The organism is Janthinobacterium sp. GL_088, from assembly GCF_057837845.1.
The window spans coordinates 4228740-4245228 of sequence record NZ_CM174453.1 but is presented as its reverse complement, the minus strand read 5'-3'; the positions used below and the strand labels follow the sequence as shown (position 1 = coordinate 4245228).

The window sequence follows — 16489 nt, the reverse complement described above, 5'->3', positions numbered from 1 at the left end:
ATAATGGATGCATGAAGTTTTACCATTATTTTTCATGGATGAAAGTCTCTATGATGTATTCATACTTCACTAGGAGGCACTACCGCCATGACCGTCACGACACATAATCTGGGCTACCCGCGCATCGGCGCCAAACGCGAACTGAAATTCGCCCTGGAAGATTACTGGAAGGGCAGCAGCACCCTGGATGCGCTGCAAGGCCATGGCGCGGAGTTGCGCCAGCGCCACTGGCAAGACCAGAGCGCACTGGACCTGGCGCCCGTGGGCGACTTTTCCTTTTATGACCAGGTGCTGGACCTGAGTTTTACCTTGGGCAACCTGCCGCAACGCGTGCGCGGCCTGGAAGGCGCGGAGCTCGATAACTATTTCCGCGTGGCCCGCGGCCGTTCGGCCAGCGACAGCGATTGCAGCTGCGTCCACGCTGGCGAAATGACGAAATGGTTCGACACCAATTATCACTACATCGTGCCGGAATTTTCGGCAGGGACACAGTTCAAGCTCGACAGCAGTCGCTTGCTGCAGCAACTGGCGCAGGCGCGCCAGCTGAAGGTCAACGCCAAGCCCGTGCTGATCGGCCCCGTCACCTATCTGTGGCTGGGCAAGGCCAAGGATGATTCCGACAAGCTGGCGCTGCTGCAAGGTTTGCTGCCCGTCTACGTGCAACTGCTGCAGGAACTGGCCGCCCAGGGCGTGGAATGGGTGCAGATCGACGAACCGATCCTCGTCACGGAGCTGGACGGCGCCTGGCAGCAGGCGCTGGTCACGGCCTACGAGGCCTTGAGCAAGGTCAATCACGTAAAACTGTTGCTGGCCACGTATTTCGGCAAGCTACAAGACAATCTGGCACTGGCGTGCAAGCTGCCCGTGCAAGGCTTGCACCTCGATGCCGTCAACGCCCGCGAAGAAGTGGGGCAGGTGATTGCCCAATTGCCCGCCTGCAGCGTGCTGTCCCTGGGCGTGGTGAATGGCCGCAATATCTGGAAGACGGATTTGAACGAAGTGCTGGCATGGCTGGAACCCGTGCACGCCAGCCTGCAGTCGCGCCTGTGGATCGCGCCGTCGTGCTCCTTGCTGCATGTGCCCGTCGACCTGGACAGCGAACAAAAGCTCGATGCCGATATCGGGTCCTGGCTGGCATTTGCTCGCCAAAAACTCGATGAAGTACACACTATCGCCGGCGCCCTGAACCAGGGCCGCGCTTCCGTGCAGGGGGCGCTGGATGCCAATCATGCTGCCGTGCAAGCGCGTCGCCAGTCGAGCCGCGTGCACAATCCGCAAGTGAAAGCGGCCGTGGCCCGCATCGACGCAAGCCTGGGCCAGCGCGCTGGCGGCTATGCCGAGCGTGCCGCCAAGCAAGCTGCACTGCTGCAACTGCCGCTGTACCCGACGACAACGATCGGCTCCTTCCCGCAGACGGCGGAAATCCGCCAGGCGCGCAGCCAGTTCCGCAGCGGCCAGCTCGATGCAGCCGGCTACAAAAAGCTGATGCAGGCGGAAATCGCCCATTGCGTCCAGGAACAAGAGGTGTTGGGCCTGGACGTCTTCGTGCACGGCGAAGCGGAACGCAATGACATGGTGGAATATTTTGGCGAACAGCTCGACGGCTACGCCTTCAGCCAGTTCGGCTGGGTGCAATCGTACGGTTCGCGCTGCGTGAAGCCGCCCATTTTGTTCGGCGACATCAGCCGCCCGCGCGCCATGACGGTCGAGTGGAGTACCTACGCCCAGTCGCTGACGGACAAGCCAATGAAAGGCATGCTGACGGGCCCCGTCACCATCCTGAACTGGTCTTTCGTGCGCGACGACCAGCCGCGCTCCGTGTCATGCTACCAGCTGGCGCTGGCCATGCGCGCCGAAGTGCTGGACCTGGAACAGGCCGGTATCCGCGTGATCCAGATCGACGAGGCGGCGCTGCGCGAAGGCTTGCCGCTGCGCAAATCGCAATGGGCCGACTACCTGCGCTGGGCCGTGGAATCGTTCCGCATCACGGCCAATGGCGTGGCTGACGAAACGCAGATCCACACGCACATGTGCTATTCGGAATTCAACGACATCATCGCGCAGATCGCCGACATGGATGCGGACGTGATCACGATCGAAACGTCGCGCTCCGACATGGAATTGCTGGACGCCTTCGATGATTTCAACTATCCGAACGACATCGGCCCTGGCGTCTACGATATCCATTCGCCGAATATTCCCGGCCAGGAACAGATGGTCAAGCTGATGCGCAAGGCGGCCGAGCGCATCCCCGCCCAGCGCCTGTGGGTCAACCCCGATTGCGGCCTCAAAACGCGGGGCTGGAAAGAAGTCATACCCGCGCTGGTCAACATGGTGGCGGCCGCGAAAACCTTGCGCGGCGACACCGTGGCCTAAGGATGGCAGGGGCAGGGGAGGCCGCTATGGCTGAGACGTGGCTGAGATATAGAACAATCGTATTTCTGTCATCACAACATGCAATTGGATAATGATGCTGCGATGCGGCATCATTCACCTGTCTCCTCTACTTCCTCCAAGGAAATAGATTCAGCCCGCTTCCGTAGCGGGCTTTTTTTTGCCCGCGTGGTACGTGACGCGCTACAACACATTCGCCGCCACGGCCGAACTGTAGTTGCGCGCCAGGGCCGCGATGATGGCGGCCATCGCCTGCGGGTTGTCCGTAGTGCCGAAATGCACGGCATACAGGCGCTTGGCCGCCTCGACTTGCGCGTTCGTCAGTTTCACGGCGTAAGCCATGCGCACGGTTTCAGGATTGTTCAGCGTCATTTTTCACCTTGAAGACAGGAATTTCGGTTGGCTCGTGTCCCTTGCCCGCGCAAAGGATTGCAATTACAATCGTTGCATTTGCAATCGTATAGGCAATGTCTGCCTTGCGCAAGCGATACCGAGACAGGAGCTGCCATGCATACACCCCTTCCCCATCCGCCACTGCCAGGCGGCGAGACGGGCCGCGCCGCCCATGCCTGCATGGCCGCGCTGGCGCCAGTGTCAGGATCGCCGCTGGCACATGCTTCGCCGCGCCGCGCGCTGGGCGCCATGGCTGGCAGCCTGAAGCAGGGTGGCGCCATGGTGGCGCGGATGCGCAAGGTGGGTACGCAGGCGGGACCATTCCCGGACGGCGACTCCTGGGAAGTGGGCGCGTCCGCGGGCGCCTGGGCCGTGCGCTATCGCCATGGCGCGGCGCAGCCGGAAAAGCCGCTGCTCTACCTGTGCAGCCCCGCCTCGCTGCCGGCCTTGCGCGCGGTGCTGGTTGAATCGGGAGGGCGTGGCATCGTCTGCAATGATGCGGAAACGCAAGCCTCGCGCTGGCCGAAAGGCGTGCAGCCGGCGCTGCCCGCCTGGCTGGCCGCGCAGCACAATTGCATGCCGTTCGACCCGGCGACGGGCGAGGAAGTGCGCGCCATCCTGCGCGCGGCACTGGAAACGCTGTACCTGGAACAGCAGCCTGGCTATTACTACCTGGCCATACATGATGAAGGTGCGGATGAAGATGCGGACGAATTTGCGGTGGCGGCGCTCTTGTCGGCTGCCGATGCGGCAGCGGCCAGCCTGGGCATGTACCGCGTGTCGCCGCCGGATCCTGCGCCATGCCGGGTGCGTCTGTGCGGGGCGGGAAGGATGCTGGCCGTCGTTGCTGATGCCGCCCGCCTGCTGAAGGAGGACTGGGATATTGCCGCGCAAGTGTGGAGTTGCCCCAGCTACACCCGCCTGGCGCGCGATGCGCAGGCGGCGGAGCAGTGGAACCTGTGTCACCCGCGCGCCATTCCAAGACTGGCCCATGTGCGGCGCTGCCTCGATGACAGCGCCGCGCCCGTCATCGCCGTCACCGGCTATGGGCAGCACATCGCGGGCCAGATCGGCGGCCATGTGCGTGGGCGTGTCATCGCCATCGGCGCCGATACCAGCATGGAAACGAGTGCGCCGTGGCTGGTCGTCACCGCGTTGAAAGCGCTGGCCGACGATGGCGCGCTGCCGGTGCAGTTCGTCGAGTACGCGCTGCGGCGTTACGCCTTGCTCTGAACCTTGCCCTGGCCTGCGCCGCGTGCCGCCTCGGCGGCGCGCACGAGGGCGGCGCTGAAGTCTTGCTGCCCGTCGCTGTCAAATTGCGCCAGGAACAGGTCGGCCACCGTGGCCTGGTACACGGCCCACATCTGCTTGCGCAGGATTTTCCCGTCTTCCGTGATGGAAACGAAGGCAGCGCGCCCGTCTTCCATCGAACGCGTGCGCGTCACCAGCCGGTCCGTTTCCAGCTTGTCCACCAGGCGCGTCAGGTTGTAGCGTTCGATGGCAAGCGCGTCGGCCAGTTCGTGCATGCGACGCGAACCGTCGGGGCCGCTTTCGAGTCCCCACAGCACGTCATACCACGCATATACGGGTAGCTTGGCCGCTGCCAGGCGGCGTTCGATTTCGCGGATCATCAAACGGTGCGCGCGCACGAACGAAAACCACAGGTCGGGCGCAGGTGCCGAGCCAATTTCAGGCGCAGTTTCAGACATCGGTATTCCTCCAGATCAATCACAGTTGCAAATGCAATTATAGCGCTATACAATGGCCGGCATAACGATTGCAAATGCAATGATTGCAGTAGCAATCGATCATGACGATGTATGCCCACCCTCAGGAGACTGCCATGACCCCATCCCTCGCCGTACCCGATATCGATCCGCAAGAAACCAAAGAATGGCTGGAGGCGATGCAGGCCGTCGTCGCCGTGGAAGGGCGCCCGCGCGCCCATTATCTGATCGACCAGCTCGTCGATATTGATGCCGCGCAGCACGGCGGCATGCACGGCCGCGTCACCACCGCCTATACCAACAGCATCGCCACGGCGCGCCAGCCCGCTTATCCGGGCGACCTGGTCATCGAGCGCCGCCTGAATGCCTACATCCGCTGGAATGCGATGGTGATGGTGCTGCGCGCGGCCAAACACTCGAACGTGGGCGGCCACATCGCCACTTACCAGTCGGCGGCCGTGCTGTACGACGTCGGTTTCAGCCATTTCTTCCGCGGCCATACGGATCAGTTTGCCGGCGACCTGGTCTACATCCAGGGCCATTCCGCGCCCGGCATCTATGGCCGCGCCTATCTGGAAGGCCGCATCACGGAAGCGCAGCTGGACAATTACCGCCGCGAAGCCGGCCGCGAGGGCTTGTCGTCGTATCCGCATCCCCGTCTGATGCCCGATTTCTGGCAATTCCCCACCGTCTCGATGGGACTGGGGCCGCTGACGGCTGCCTACCAGGCCCGTTTCATGCGCTACCTCGAGTATCGCGACTTGACGCCACACCAGGGTCGCAAGGTGTGGGCCTTCCTCGGCGACGGCGAGATGGACCAGCCGGAATCCCTGGCCGCCATTTCCCTGGGCGGCCGCGAGCACCTCGATAACCTGATCTTTGTCGTCAATTGCAACCTGCAGCGCTTGGACGGTCCCGTGCGCGGCAACAGCAAGGTCATCCAGGAGCTGGAGGGCACGTTCCGCGCGGCGGGCTGGCATGTCATCAAGGTCATCTGGGGCAGCGGCTGGGATGCTTTATTGCAGAGCGATACGAGCGGTTTGTTGCGTCAGCGCATGATGGAATGCGTGGACGGCGATTACCAGACTTTCAAATCGCAGAATGGCGCCTATGTGCGCGAGCATTTCTTTGGCAAGTATCCGGAACTGCTGGCGCTGGTGGCACATATGTCAGACGACGACCTCTGGCAGTTGACGCGCGGCGGCCACGATCCCGAAAAAGTCCACGCGGCCTACGCGGAAGCCATGCGCACGACTGGCCGGCCTACCGTGATCCTGGCCAAGACCGTCAAGGGTTTCGGCATGGGTGAGGCGGGCGAAGGGCAAAATATCAACCATCAGCTGAAAAAGATGAGCGCCGACGCCGTGCGCGCGTTCCGCGACCGCTTCGCGCTGCCCGTCAGTGATGCCCAGCTGGAAGAGATGCCCTACCTGAAACCGGCGCCGGACAGCGAGGAAGGGCGCTACTTTGCCGCGCGCCGGGCGCAGCTGGGCGGCTACATTCCGGCCCGCATCAGCAAGGTGGCGCCCTTGCCCATACCGCCGCTGTCCACGTTCGCCACCCAGCTCAAGGATAGCGGCGAGCGGGGCGCGTCCACCACCATGGCCTTCGTGCGCATCCTCGGTACCCTGCTGAAAGATCCCGCCTTGAGCAAGATCATCGTGCCCATCGTGCCCGACGAATCGCGCACGTTTGGCATGGAAGGCCTGTTCCGCCAGATCGGCATCCATTCCTACCTGGGGCAGCTGTACACGCCGCAGGATGCGGGCCAGCTCAGCTACTACAAGGAAGCCAAGGATGGGCAGATATTGCAGGAAGGCATCAACGAATCGGGCGCCATTTCCTCCTGGATCGCCGCCGGTACGTCGTACAGCAACCACGGCCTGGCCACCATTCCGTTCTACATCTTCTATTCGATGTTCGGCTTGCAGCGCGTGGGCGACCTGGCGTGGGCGGCGGCCGATGCCCGCACGCGCGGCTTTCTGCTGGGCGCCACGTCGGGACGCACGACACTGATGGGGGAGGGACTCCAGCACGACGATGGCCACAGCCACGTGCTGTCGTCCGTGATTCCCAACTGTATTTCCTACGATCCCACCTATGCCTACGAGCTGGCCGTGATCATCCACGACGGCATGCGCCGCATGTTTGCCGAGCAAGAAGATATTTTCTATTACATCACCTTGCTCAACGAAAACTATCCGCACCCGGCCATGCCGGCAGGCGCCGAGGCGGGCATCCTGCAGGGCCTGTATCTGCTGCAGGAAAGCCCGGAAGCACTCACGGCAACCACGCCGCGCGTGCAGCTGATGGGCAGCGGCTCCATCCTGCGCGAAGTGCTGGCCGCCAGCGTGCTGCTGCAGCAGGATTTCGGCGTGGCGGCCGACGTGTGGAGCGCCACCAGCCTGACGCAAGTGCGCCGCGACGGCCTGTCCGTGGAGCGTTGGAACATGCTGCACCCGGACAGCGCACCCCGCGTGCCGTATATCGCGCAATGCCTGGCCGGCCGGCAAGGCCCGGTGGTGATCGCTACCGATTACATGAAGATCGTGGCCGACCAGGTGCGCCCCTTCGTGCACGACCGGCGCTTCGTTGCCCTGGGCACGGATGGCTTCGGCCGTTCCGATACGCGCGAATCCTTGCGCACCTTCTTTGAAGTGGACCGCCATTTCATCGTGCTGGCCGCCCTGACGGCGCTGGCGGATGGGGGCCAGCTGCCGCGCAGCAAGATTGGCGAGGCCATCGCCAAATACGGCATCGACGTGGAAAAACTCGATCCCGCGTCCGTGTAACTTTTCGAGGAGTGATCATGAAACTGTATTACGCAACGGGAACGTGTTCCCTGTCGCCGCACATCGTGGCCATCGAGGCGGGCATTACGCTGGAGCTGGAAAGAGTTGATATTCGCAAGATTCCACGCGTCACGGAAACGGGCGCGGACTATGCGCAGGTGAATGCGAACCTGTACGTGCCGGCGCTGGCGCTGGACGATGGCACCATCTTGCTGGAAGGCACGGCCATCGTGCAATACCTGGCCGACCTGGCGCCGGCCAGCGGCCTGGCGCCGCCGCCGGGCTCCCTGGCGCGCGTGCAGCTGCAGTCGTGGCTGGGTTTTATTGCCACCGAGCTGCATAAGGTGTTCAGCCCCTGGCTGTTCCACCCGGAATACGGCACGCAGGCGCAGGACGTGGCCCGCTCGCGCCTGGCCGCACGCCTCGACTATGTGGAGCGGCAACTGGCGGCCGGCGGACCGTATCTGCTGGGCGAGCGTTATTCCATCGCGGATGCCTATCTGTACACCATCCTCAGCTGGTCGGCGCACACCAAGGTGGACTTGTCGGCCTTCCCGCAAGTGAGGCGCTTGATCGAGCGCGTCGGCGAGCGTCCCGCTGTGCAGCAGGCCTTGCGCGAGGAGGAGGGCAGATATTGATAAAACATATTTCTATCATCACAACATAGAATTGGATGAATATGCTGCGATGCGGCATCATTCACCTGTCTCCTCTACTTCCTCACAGGAATTAGATTCAGCCCGCTCCCGCAGCGGGCTTTTTTTTGCCCATTTTTAAGGTGCAAAGCTGCGCACGCTTGCTTGTCATCATCGCCATCGTGTTGCTTTTGTGCATGCTAAACTGGGCCTTCCCCAGACCGAGGTTCCTGATGCTTCAATTATTTCGCCACACGCTGGAGTCCACGCCGATTCTCGCCCTGTTTCTCGTCATCGGCGCCGGTTATGCGCTGGGGCGCATCAGCGTGTTCGGCTTTTCGCTGGGCGTGGGCGGCGTGCTGTTCGCGGGGTTGGCGCTGGGCGCCTTTGCTCCCGGTTCCGTGCCGCCGCCGATGGTCGGCTCCATCGGCTTGCTGCTGTTCCTGTATGGCATCGGCGTGCAGTATGGCGTGCAGTTTTTCGCCGGCTTGCGGGGCGCGGGGCAGAAACACAATCTGATCGCTTTTGTTGCCGTCATGGGCGGCTTGGCCGTGTCCGTCTGGGGCGGGCAGTGGATCGATATCTCGCTGCGCATGGCCAGCGGCGTGTTTGCCGGCGCCATGACCAGTACGGCCGCCCTGCAGGCGGCGCTGGAAGCGTCGCACGGCAATGGCGACGCGGCAGTCGGCTATGCCGTCGCGTATCCGTTCGGCGTGGTCGGCCCCATGCTGGGCCTGTACCTGGCCGGGCGGATATTAAAACCCGTGCTGACGCCGCCGCCGGCACCCATCGTCGTGTCCGAAATTACCATCGACGAAGCCACATTGGCGGGCGCGGCCCTGTCTGAACTGGCCGATGGCCCGCTGGCGGGCGTACAGGTGATCGGCGTGCGCCAGGGCCACCAGAACCGCTTGCCCGATCCTGGCCTGGTGCTGGGCGTGGGCGACGCGCTGATGGTGTCGGGCACGGTGGCGGGCGTGGAAGCGGCGCGCACGGCGCTGGGCCATCTGGATCCGGGCCGGCTGATGAAGGACCGCAGCGCGTTCGACGGCACGGAAGTGTTCGTGTCGGACGCGGAAATCGTCGGCGTGCCGCTGGGCGAATTGAATTTGGCCAAGGATTTCCCCCTGCAGATCGCTTTCATCCGCCGTGGCGATGCCATGATCCTGCCGCACCCGTTCCTGACCCTGGAGTTTGGCGACAGGGTGATGGCCATTGCGCCAGCGAAACATGCGGCCGACGTGCGCAAGCTGTTCGGCAATTCCATCACGGCCACGGCCGAGTTCAGCTATGTCTCGCTGGGCATGGGCATGGTCTTGGGTGTGCTGCTGGGACTCGTGCCGATTCCCTTGCCATGGATAGGCTCGTTCAGCCTGGGCCTGGCCGGCGGCCCGCTGGTGATGGCGCTGATCCTGGGACGCCTGGGCAGGATGGGCAAGATCAGCTGGCGCTTGCCCCTGTCGGCCAACCTGGTCATGCGCAACTATGGCTTGACGATTTTCCTCGCTTCCGTCGGCATGGCGTCCGGCTTGCCCTTCGTGCAGCAAGTGGGTGCGGATGGCTTGCCCATGCTGGCGCTCGGCGCCGTGACCGTGCTGGTGGTGGTGGCCCTCGTCGTGATCCTGGGCAAGGTCTTCCTGCGTCTGCCGTTTCCCGAGTTGCTGGGCATTGCGGCCGGCGCCACGGGCAACCCTGCCGTGCTGGTGTTCGCCAACCGCCTGGCCAAGTCGGACCGCCCGAACCTGGGCTACGCCATGATTTTCCCCAGCATGACCATCGTCAAGATTGTTGCCGTGCAGGTGCTGCTGCATTTGTATGGGTGATGGCGGTCAACAGCAGACATTCGCGTCAACGTGACAATGTGTGAGTTTTTCTTCCTGGTAATTCGTTAAGCTCTGGATCCGCATTCTGCAGGAACCGCTCAAACAGATGAATGTGCAGGTGGTGCAACTGATATAGGAAAGAAATTGATGAGGAATAATGTATGGTTGGGTGCCGTATTTTTAGTATCTTTCCTTTCAGGATGCGCCAAATCTCCGCCAGAGAAGACCCCAGCGGAAATTGAAAAAATTGCGTTTGATTGTGGTGCAACAAAGCCACAAATTGAGGCATGGTTTGCAACGCATAAAACCGGTTGGGCGGAACACACCGCCGAGGGCGTCAAGTGCATTCAAGATCACCCGTAGGCGGCGAGGGAATATTCCCTCGGCACCGATGTCAGTCAGGTTTTTTTCGGCCATCGATCAGCAATAAAGCCAGGTAACAAGCAATAAATACTGACGCAACAGAATTCATATGCCAATCAATGCGAGTCCTTTTTGCTTCCAGGAGCAATTCGACTGGGGCGCAGACATATACTCCGTCTACTACGATGGTGGCTTGGTAATACGCGTCCTTCGAAATCGCAATCAAGTAAGGGAATCGAGGTTACATTTTCCCAAGTTGAAGGTTTTCGGCTTCTGGATGAAATCTCTCTGGCGGAGTATTGGGTTGCTGAAGATTTCCCTTCAGCTTATCCGGTCCTTGAGGTGTTCGATGGCGGATGGGCTAGGGAAGAAGACGAGCGTCTTGGCTATATCCGGTAGCAGCGAGAGTGGATCATTGTGACGGCTGGGGCCTGCGTCAGCGTTTTCTCGCAGCACGAACCAGTGATTCGTGATGCAGTCTGGCGTGCCAACGCTTAGCGATTGCCCACGCTGAATGAAATGGGCCGCCAATGATTCAGTATCGCATCCCACGTCCGCTTTTGAGGTGAATCCTGATAACAACTATCATTGGCAGTGAGGAAAACTATGCAAGTCACGCGTATCGTTGCAAATTTCCTGGCGTCGGATCCGGGCCTGGCGCGGACGTTTTACGAGGACGTGCTGGGCCTGAGCCTGTTGATGGACCATGGCTGGATCATGACGTATGGTTCGCAAACCGAGATGAGCGTTCAAGTGAGCTTTGCGACGGAAGGCGGCTCGAACACTGCCGTGCCCGACCTTTCCATTGAAGTCGATGACGTGGATACCGCATTCGAACGCATGTCCGGAGCAGGGTTCCCTATTGAATATGGCCTCACCGATGAACCTTGGGGTGTCAGGCGGTTTTTTGTGCGCGACCCGTTCGGCAAGCTCATCAATATTTTGTCGCACACATAGACGTGGTGCTACGCCAGCCAGCCGATTCCACCCGCTTCCCTTGCCGCGCCAGCCATTGTAAAAGGCCTGGCGCGTCTCCCATTCTGTTGTACAATCCTTGAGAACGGTCGTGCTTTTTTGTGCGCTGAGCTTCCTTGCGTGCAGTCATCACGGCAACCGATAAGAACAAGGAGACAGACATGGACCTGCATTACACGGCCGAGGAGAGCGCCTTCCGCGACACGGTGCGCGCCTTCCTCGACACCCATTTGCCGGCGGACTTGCAGCGCAAGGTGCGCCAGCATCTGCGCCTGAACCGCGACGATTATGTGCGCTGGCACAAGATTGTCGCGCAGCAAGGCTGGGCCGCGCCGGCCTGGCCCGTCGAACATGGCGGCACGGGCTGGACGGCCGTGCAGCGCCATATCTGGGAAGACGAGTGCGCGCGCGCCGCCACGCCGCCGATCCTGCCCTTCGGCGTCAACATGGTGGCGCCTGTCATCATGGCCTTCGCCAACACCGAACAAAAAGCATATTATTTGCCGCGCATTTTGAATTGCGACGACTGGTGGTGCCAGGGTTACTCCGAGCCGGGCGCCGGTTCCGACCTCGCCTCGCTGAAAACCACAGCCGAGCGCGACGGCGACCATTACATCGTCAACGGCCAGAAAACCTGGACGACGCTGGGCCAGCACGCGGACATGATCTTTTGCCTGGTGCGCACGGATAGCACGGTGCGCAAGCAGGAAGGCATCAGTTTCTTGCTGATCGACATGAAAACGCCGGGCATCACCGTGCGCCCCATCATCATGCTCGATGAAGAGCACGAAGTGAACGAAGTGTTTTTTGATAACGTGCGCGTGCCCGTCAGCAATCTGGTGGGTCAGGAAAACAAGGGCTGGACCTACGCCAAGTATCTGCTGGGGCACGAGCGCACGGGCATCGCCGCCGTCGGCCGCTCCAAGCGCGAGCTGACTTTCCTCAAGCAGCTGGCCATGCAGCAAAGCAAGCGCGGTGCGCCGCTGCTGCACGATCCCGCCTTTGCGGCCAAGGTCGCCACGCTGGAAATCGAGTTGATGGCGCTGGAAATGACGGTCTTGCGCGTCATCAGCGACGAAGGCAAGGGGCCGGGACCGCAGGCGTCGATGCTGAAGGTGCGCGGTTCGGAACTGCAGCAGCAACTGACGGAACTGATGGTCGAAGCCATCGGCCCGCAAGCCTTGCCGTTCGACCCCGATTTTCTTGACGGCAGCGCGCCGCACGGCGCTGGCGGCGACGACCTGGCCGCGCCGCTGGCCGCGTATTACTTCAATTACCGCAAGACATCGATCTATGGCGGCTCGAATGAAATCCAGAAAAACATCATCACGCAGATGATCCTGGGCCTGTAAGCCAGAAGGAGACGACATGGACTTTCATTTTAATCAGGAACAGCAGCAATTCGCCGATGCGCTCAGGCGCTGGGTCGACAAGGATTACCGCTTTGAAACGCGGCAAAAAATCATCCATTCCGCCACGGGCACGTCCGATGCCGCCTGGGCCACCCTGGCCGAGCTGGGCATGACGGCCTTGCCGCTGCCGGCCGGTGCGGGCGGCTTCGACGGTACGGCCGTCGACATGCTGCTGGTGATGCAGGAAATGGGCCGCGGCCTGGTGGTCGAACCGTATTTCGCCACCGTGCTGGGCGCGCGCTTTTTGAGCCTGGCCGGCGGCCACGACGGCGTGCTGGAACAGGTCGCCAGCGGCAGCCTGAAGCTCGCTTGCGCGCTGGGCGAACGCCAGTCGCGCCATGACTTGCACGATATCGCCACCACGGCCACTGCCAGCGGCGACGGTTTCGTGCTGGACGGCGAGAAAACCGTCGTCATCCACGGCGCGCAAGCGGGCGCCTTGATCGTGTCGGCGCGCAGCAGCGGCGGCCAGAGCGATACGGATGGCATTTCGCTATTCCTCGTGCCTGTTGACGCGCCCGGCGTTTCCGTGCGCGACTACCGCACCATCGACGGCCAGCGCGCCGCCACCGTCACCCTCGTGCAAGTGGTGCTGGGCCACGACGCCCTGGTTGGCCAGGCGGGGCAGGGCTGGGCCGTGCTCGACGCGGCCGTGGATTTCGGCGCCGCCCTGCTGTGCGCGGAAGCCGTGGGCGCCATGGACGCCATCTTTGCCGCCACTCTGGAATACCTGAAGACGCGCCAGCAGTTCGGCGCGCCGATCGGCAAGTTCCAGGCTTTGCAGCACCGCATGGCCGACATGTTCATCCACCTGGAGCAGGCACGTTCGATGGCCATGCTGGCCGCCGCCAAGGTCGACAGCGACGACGTGGCGGAGCGCCGCCGTACGGTCTCCGCCGCCAAGGCGCGTGTGGGGCTGGCTGCCACCTTTGTCGGTCAGCAAGCCGTGCAATTGCATGGCGGCATGGGCGTCACCGACGAATTGCCCGCTGCCCACCATTTCAAGCGCCTCTCCATGATCGCCCTGACCCTGGGCGACGTGGACCATCATATCGAGCGCTTTATCGCCCAGCCGGGCTTTTTGCCGACGGAGACCGCATGACCGCATCGCCTGCCACCACCCCGAAACACTGGTATTTCGAAGATTTCACGCAAGGCCTGGAAATCGACCTGGGCCTGCGCCACGTAACGGAAAAGGAAATCATCGCCTTCGCCACGGATTTCGATCCGCAGCCATTCCACGTCGACCATGCGGCCGCCGAAAAGACCATCTTCAAGGGCGTCATCGCCAGCGGCTGGCATACCTGCGGCATGATGATGCGCCTGGTGGTGGATAACCTGCTCAAGCATTCGTCCAGCATGGGCTCGCCCGGCCTGGACAGCATCCGCTGGCTCAAACCCGTGCGCGCCGGCGACACCTTGCAGCTGACCTACCAGGTCAAGGAAGTGCGCCCATCCACGTCGAAGCCGGACCGCGGCATCGTCATTTCCGTGTGGAGCGTGCGCAACCAGCATGGCGAAGTGGTGACGACAGTGGAAGGCATGGGCATGTTCGGCCGCCGTCCTGCAGGCGAAAACCATGCGTGACATCGCCGGCATCGCCGGTTTCCAGGCCTTGTCGGGACAGCACGTGGCTGTTTCGGACTGGCTGACCATCACCCAGCAGCGCATCGACACTTTTGCCGACGCCACGGACGACCATCAGTGGATCCATGTGGACGCCGAACGCTGCGCGCGTGAGTCGCCCTACGGCTGCACCGTGGCGCACGGTTTCCTGACCTTATCCCTGCTGCCGGCCATGTTGCAGGGAGCGCTGCACATGGCCGGCATCCGCATGGCCATCAACTATGGCCTGAACAAGGTGCGCTTTCCTGCGCCCGTGCCTGTCGGCAGCCGTTTGCGCGCACGGCTCGACATCCTCTGCGTGGACGACGTGCCGGAAGGGGCGCAAGTGAACTGGGCTGTCACCATGGAGCGCGAGGGCGACACGAAACCCGTGTGCGTGGCGGAGTTCCTGATGCGTTGCTATCCCTAGGGCAGGTGGCTGACGAGAAGTGTCAAACCATCGTTTATCCGCGGGGGCTGCCGGCAGCTGACAGGCAGCGGAGACTGAGCGGCGCTGCCGGCTGCTGAGAGCAGACGGCAGCATACGATGCCGCATCGCCGTGCGGCAGGTCGCGGCAGTAATAGGGGATGGTAGCGGGCGTGCCTTCATGGCGCACCCGCCACAGTCCGGTGTCCACGGGGGCAAAGCTGAGCAGCCGGCAATCGACGCTCAAGCCCGTGCCGAGCGCCTTCAGATACGCTTCCTTGCGCGTCCACAACTGGTAAAACCGCTGACGGCGCTGGTCCGGCGCCAGGGCCGCCATGGCCGCGCGCTCGTCGGCGTGGCACAGCAAGTCGAGCAGGGGATCGAGATCGAGCGGGGTTTCCGCACACTGTTCCACGTCCACGCCGACGGCATGGCGGGCGACGGCGAGCAGCATCGCGTCGCCGCTATGGGACAGGTTGAAATGCAGTGCATGCCCGGCCAGTGAGGGCTTGCCGAAGGCGCCGTGCCGGAAGGCGACGGCGGCGGGTGACACGTCCAGGTAGTCAGACAGTATCTGGCGCAGAACGCCCTGCGAGCGCCGGTAGCGCGTTTGCAGGGCAAGGCTGCGGAAACGGTCCGCCTTGTCGTTTTCCAGCCGATTCAGGCTGGCGGCAAACGCATCGAGGCGGCTGTCGTCCAGGTCGACCTGCCATAGCGCAATTTCCTGCGCCTCGGGTGTTTGCATAGCTTAGTCCTGCGCCAGCGTGGCGCGGATATCGGCCAGCACCGCCCTGGCGTGCGTCTCGATGAAAAAATGCCCGCCGTCATGCCAGATGCTGTGGCAGCTCCCCGAGGTTTCCAGCGCCCATGCCGCTACGCCGTCTGGGCTGACGCGTGCATCGGCGCGCCCCGCCAATACCGTCAGCGGCACGGTGAGTTGCGGGCCGGGGTGGTAGTGGTAAGTTTCCACCATGCAAAAATCGGCGCGCAAGATCGGCAGCAACAGGGCCATCAGTTCGCGCTCGTCCAGCAGTTCCTGCGGCGTGCCGTCGTAAGTGCGCAATTCTTCCAGCAGGGCGTCATCGGGCAAGCGGTGCAGCATGCGCGATGGCGGGCGGCGCTGCGGCGCGTTCGCGCCGGACACCAGCAGCCGTAGCGGCGGCGGCACATCCAGGCGCGCCAGGCCGCGCGCCACTTCGAACGCCAGCAGGGCACCCAGGCTGTGGCCGAACAGGGCGTAGGGCCGGGGCGTGGCGCGCAGTTCGCGGGCCAGCGCCTGCGTCAGCTCGCCTGCCAGCGGCAGCAGCTGGTCCTGCGGCGCTTCCGCCATGCGCCGTCCATGGCCGGGCAACTCGATGGCGCACACTTCGATGGATGGCTCCAGCCTCGCTTGCCAGGCGCGGAAGGCGGCCGCGCTGGCGCCTGCATGGCCGAAGCAATACAGGCGCAGTGCACGCGTGGCATGCGGCTGGCCGCGCACCAGCCAGCTGGCGCCCAGGCCAGCGCTCACGCTACTTCGGCTTCCCGCGCGCCAGCGTCCATGGCCTGGCGCAAGCTCAGCGGACGCATGTCGGTCCAGACCTGCTCGATATGCGCCAGACACTCCTCCTTGCTGCCCCGCTTGCCGGCTTCGCGCCAGCCGTCCGGGATGGCCTTGTAGTCGGGCCAGATCGAGTATTGCTCTTCCTCATTGACGACAACGTAAAAACGGGTATCAGGGTGATCCCAACTCATGCTGACTCCTTTGATCGGTAAGGGCGCCCATGCGCGGTGAAATCATTCTAAATCTAAATGATTATGATTCCTATTTATATTTCATTGTTTTACTGATAAACTTTGAAAAAGTCAGTTCAATTTGAATTTAAGTTTAATATTGTTTTAAAGATAACGCAATAGCGGTTTCTTACAGACACTCACAATCCCCGATCGCGACGATTGCAGGC

16 protein-coding genes are annotated in these 16489 nt (G+C 62.4%); 11 read left to right on the top strand and 5 right to left on the bottom strand.

The window, feature by feature from the left end; translation table 11 throughout:
- Positions 1-87 precede the first annotated feature (87 nt).
- Positions 88-2376: a 5-methyltetrahydropteroyltriglutamate--homocysteine S-methyltransferase gene (gene metE / locus AC3IQ7_RS19010; protein WP_489207022.1), complete on the top strand. Its 2289-nt coding sequence runs from the start codon at positions 88-90 to the stop codon at positions 2374-2376.
- Between the two features lie 201 nt (positions 2377-2577).
- On the opposite strand, the gene AC3IQ7_RS19005 is transcribed toward metE, so the two are convergent.
- Complete coding sequence (locus AC3IQ7_RS19005) at positions 2578-2766, bottom strand: hypothetical protein (protein ID WP_489207021.1); 189 nt, start codon at positions 2764-2766, stop codon at positions 2578-2580.
- A gap of 135 nt (positions 2767-2901) precedes the next feature.
- On the opposite strand from AC3IQ7_RS19005, the gene AC3IQ7_RS19000 reads away from it, so the two are divergent.
- The gene (locus AC3IQ7_RS19000) at positions 2902-4020 is read left to right on the top strand and encodes a transketolase-like TK C-terminal-containing protein (RefSeq protein WP_489207020.1); all 1119 of its coding nucleotides are present in this window, start codon (positions 2902-2904) and stop codon (positions 4018-4020) included.
- On the opposite strand, the gene AC3IQ7_RS18995 is transcribed toward AC3IQ7_RS19000, so the two are convergent.
- Positions 4005-4496 (bottom strand): MarR family winged helix-turn-helix transcriptional regulator, encoded by a 492-nt coding sequence (locus AC3IQ7_RS18995; RefSeq protein WP_322427837.1) that lies wholly within the window; start codon positions 4494-4496, stop codon positions 4005-4007. The two genes, AC3IQ7_RS19000 and AC3IQ7_RS18995, sit on opposite strands and share 16 nt — an antisense overlap.
- 134 nt (positions 4497-4630) lie before the next feature.
- On the opposite strand from AC3IQ7_RS18995, the gene aceE reads away from it, so the two are divergent.
- The 9 genes from aceE to AC3IQ7_RS18950 all read left to right on the top strand — a co-directional run bounded on the left by aceE (position 4631) and on the right by AC3IQ7_RS18950 (position 14549).
- Positions 4631-7306, top strand: a complete 2676-nt coding sequence (gene aceE, locus AC3IQ7_RS18990) for a pyruvate dehydrogenase (acetyl-transferring), homodimeric type (protein ID WP_489207019.1) — start codon at positions 4631-4633, stop codon at positions 7304-7306.
- A 17-nt stretch (positions 7307-7323) separates the two neighbouring features.
- Positions 7324-7944, top strand: a complete 621-nt coding sequence (gene gstA / locus AC3IQ7_RS18985) for a glutathione transferase GstA (protein WP_489207018.1) — start codon at positions 7324-7326, stop codon at positions 7942-7944.
- 230 nt (positions 7945-8174) lie between these two features.
- Positions 8175-9764: an aspartate:alanine exchanger family transporter gene (locus AC3IQ7_RS18980; protein ID WP_489207017.1), complete on the top strand. Its 1590-nt coding sequence runs from the start codon at positions 8175-8177 to the stop codon at positions 9762-9764.
- 147 nt (positions 9765-9911) lie between these two features.
- Complete coding sequence (locus AC3IQ7_RS18975; RefSeq protein WP_158301253.1) at positions 9912-10127, top strand: hypothetical protein; 216 nt, start codon at positions 9912-9914, stop codon at positions 10125-10127.
- 606 nt (positions 10128-10733) lie between these two features.
- Positions 10734-11084 carry a VOC family protein gene (locus tag AC3IQ7_RS18970; protein WP_099378812.1) on the top strand — a complete coding sequence of 117 codons (351 nt, stop codon included), beginning with the start codon at positions 10734-10736 and terminating at the stop codon, positions 11082-11084.
- Between the two features lie 179 nt (positions 11085-11263).
- Positions 11264-12454 carry an acyl-CoA dehydrogenase family protein gene (locus tag AC3IQ7_RS18965; RefSeq protein ID WP_489207016.1) on the top strand — a complete coding sequence of 397 codons (1191 nt, stop codon included), beginning with the start codon at positions 11264-11266 and terminating at the stop codon, positions 12452-12454.
- A 16-nt stretch (positions 12455-12470) separates the two neighbouring features.
- A complete protein-coding gene (locus tag AC3IQ7_RS18960) occupies positions 12471-13616 on the top strand; it encodes an acyl-CoA dehydrogenase family protein (RefSeq protein ID WP_489207015.1) in 1146 nt (381 codons plus the stop codon).
- Positions 13613-14101, top strand: coding sequence for a MaoC family dehydratase (locus AC3IQ7_RS18955; RefSeq protein ID WP_099378815.1), 489 nt, complete (start codon positions 13613-13615; stop codon positions 14099-14101). Before AC3IQ7_RS18960 ends, AC3IQ7_RS18955 begins: the two co-directional genes overlap by 4 nt.
- Entirely contained in the window at positions 14094-14549 is a 456-nt protein-coding gene (locus AC3IQ7_RS18950) for a MaoC family dehydratase (protein WP_099378816.1), read from the top strand. The genes AC3IQ7_RS18955 and AC3IQ7_RS18950 overlap by 8 nt, the downstream gene beginning before the upstream one ends.
- 34 nt (positions 14550-14583) lie before the next feature.
- Here the strand turns inward: AC3IQ7_RS18950 and AC3IQ7_RS18945 are convergent, their stop codons facing one another.
- Genes AC3IQ7_RS18945 through AC3IQ7_RS18935 form a run of 3 tightly spaced genes read right to left on the bottom strand, consistent with a single transcriptional unit; the run spans position 14584 to position 16280 of the window.
- The gene (locus AC3IQ7_RS18945) at positions 14584-15291 is read right to left on the bottom strand and encodes a 4'-phosphopantetheinyl transferase family protein (RefSeq protein ID WP_489207014.1); all 708 of its coding nucleotides are present in this window, start codon (positions 15289-15291) and stop codon (positions 14584-14586) included.
- Between the two features lie 3 nt (positions 15292-15294).
- A complete protein-coding gene (locus AC3IQ7_RS18940; RefSeq protein WP_322427846.1) occupies positions 15295-16056 on the bottom strand; it encodes a thioesterase II family protein in 762 nt (253 codons plus the stop codon).
- Complete coding sequence (locus AC3IQ7_RS18935; RefSeq protein ID WP_489207013.1) at positions 16053-16280, bottom strand: MbtH family protein; 228 nt, start codon at positions 16278-16280, stop codon at positions 16053-16055. The genes AC3IQ7_RS18940 and AC3IQ7_RS18935 overlap by 4 nt, the downstream gene beginning before the upstream one ends.
- Between the last annotated feature and the right edge of the window lie 209 nt (positions 16281-16489).

Excerpts from the sequence above, each read along its gene's own strand:
- AC3IQ7_RS18945 (WP_489207014.1), bottom strand. The coding sequence starts at position 15,291 with ATGCAAACACCCGAGGCGCAGGAAATTGCGCTATGGCAGGTCGACCTG.
- AC3IQ7_RS18965 (WP_489207016.1), top strand. The coding sequence starts at position 11,264 with ATGGACCTGCATTACACGGCCGAGGAGAGCGCCTTCCGCGACACGGTG.
- AC3IQ7_RS19005 (WP_489207021.1), bottom strand. The coding sequence starts at position 2,766 with ATGACGCTGAACAATCCTGAAACCGTGCGCATGGCTTACGCCGTGAAA.
- AC3IQ7_RS19000 (WP_489207020.1), top strand. The coding sequence starts at position 2,902 with ATGCATACACCCCTTCCCCATCCGCCACTGCCAGGCGGCGAGACGGGC.
- AC3IQ7_RS18955 (WP_099378815.1), top strand. The coding sequence starts at position 13,613 with ATGACCGCATCGCCTGCCACCACCCCGAAACACTGGTATTTCGAAGAT.
- AC3IQ7_RS18960 (WP_489207015.1), top strand. The coding sequence starts at position 12,471 with ATGGACTTTCATTTTAATCAGGAACAGCAGCAATTCGCCGATGCGCTC.
- AC3IQ7_RS18980 (WP_489207017.1), top strand. The coding sequence starts at position 8,175 with ATGCTTCAATTATTTCGCCACACGCTGGAGTCCACGCCGATTCTCGCC.
- AC3IQ7_RS18935 (WP_489207013.1), bottom strand. The coding sequence starts at position 16,280 with ATGAGTTGGGATCACCCTGATACCCGTTTTTACGTTGTCGTCAATGAG.
- aceE (WP_489207019.1), top strand. The coding sequence starts at position 4,631 with ATGACCCCATCCCTCGCCGTACCCGATATCGATCCGCAAGAAACCAAA.
- AC3IQ7_RS18975 (WP_158301253.1), top strand. The coding sequence starts at position 9,912 with ATGAGGAATAATGTATGGTTGGGTGCCGTATTTTTAGTATCTTTCCTT.
- AC3IQ7_RS18950 (WP_099378816.1), top strand. The coding sequence starts at position 14,094 with ATGCGTGACATCGCCGGCATCGCCGGTTTCCAGGCCTTGTCGGGACAG.
- gstA (WP_489207018.1), top strand. The coding sequence starts at position 7,324 with ATGAAACTGTATTACGCAACGGGAACGTGTTCCCTGTCGCCGCACATC.
- AC3IQ7_RS18995 (WP_322427837.1), bottom strand. The coding sequence starts at position 4,496 with ATGTCTGAAACTGCGCCTGAAATTGGCTCGGCACCTGCGCCCGACCTG.
- AC3IQ7_RS18970 (WP_099378812.1), top strand. The coding sequence starts at position 10,734 with ATGCAAGTCACGCGTATCGTTGCAAATTTCCTGGCGTCGGATCCGGGC.
- metE (WP_489207022.1), top strand. The coding sequence starts at position 88 with ATGACCGTCACGACACATAATCTGGGCTACCCGCGCATCGGCGCCAAA.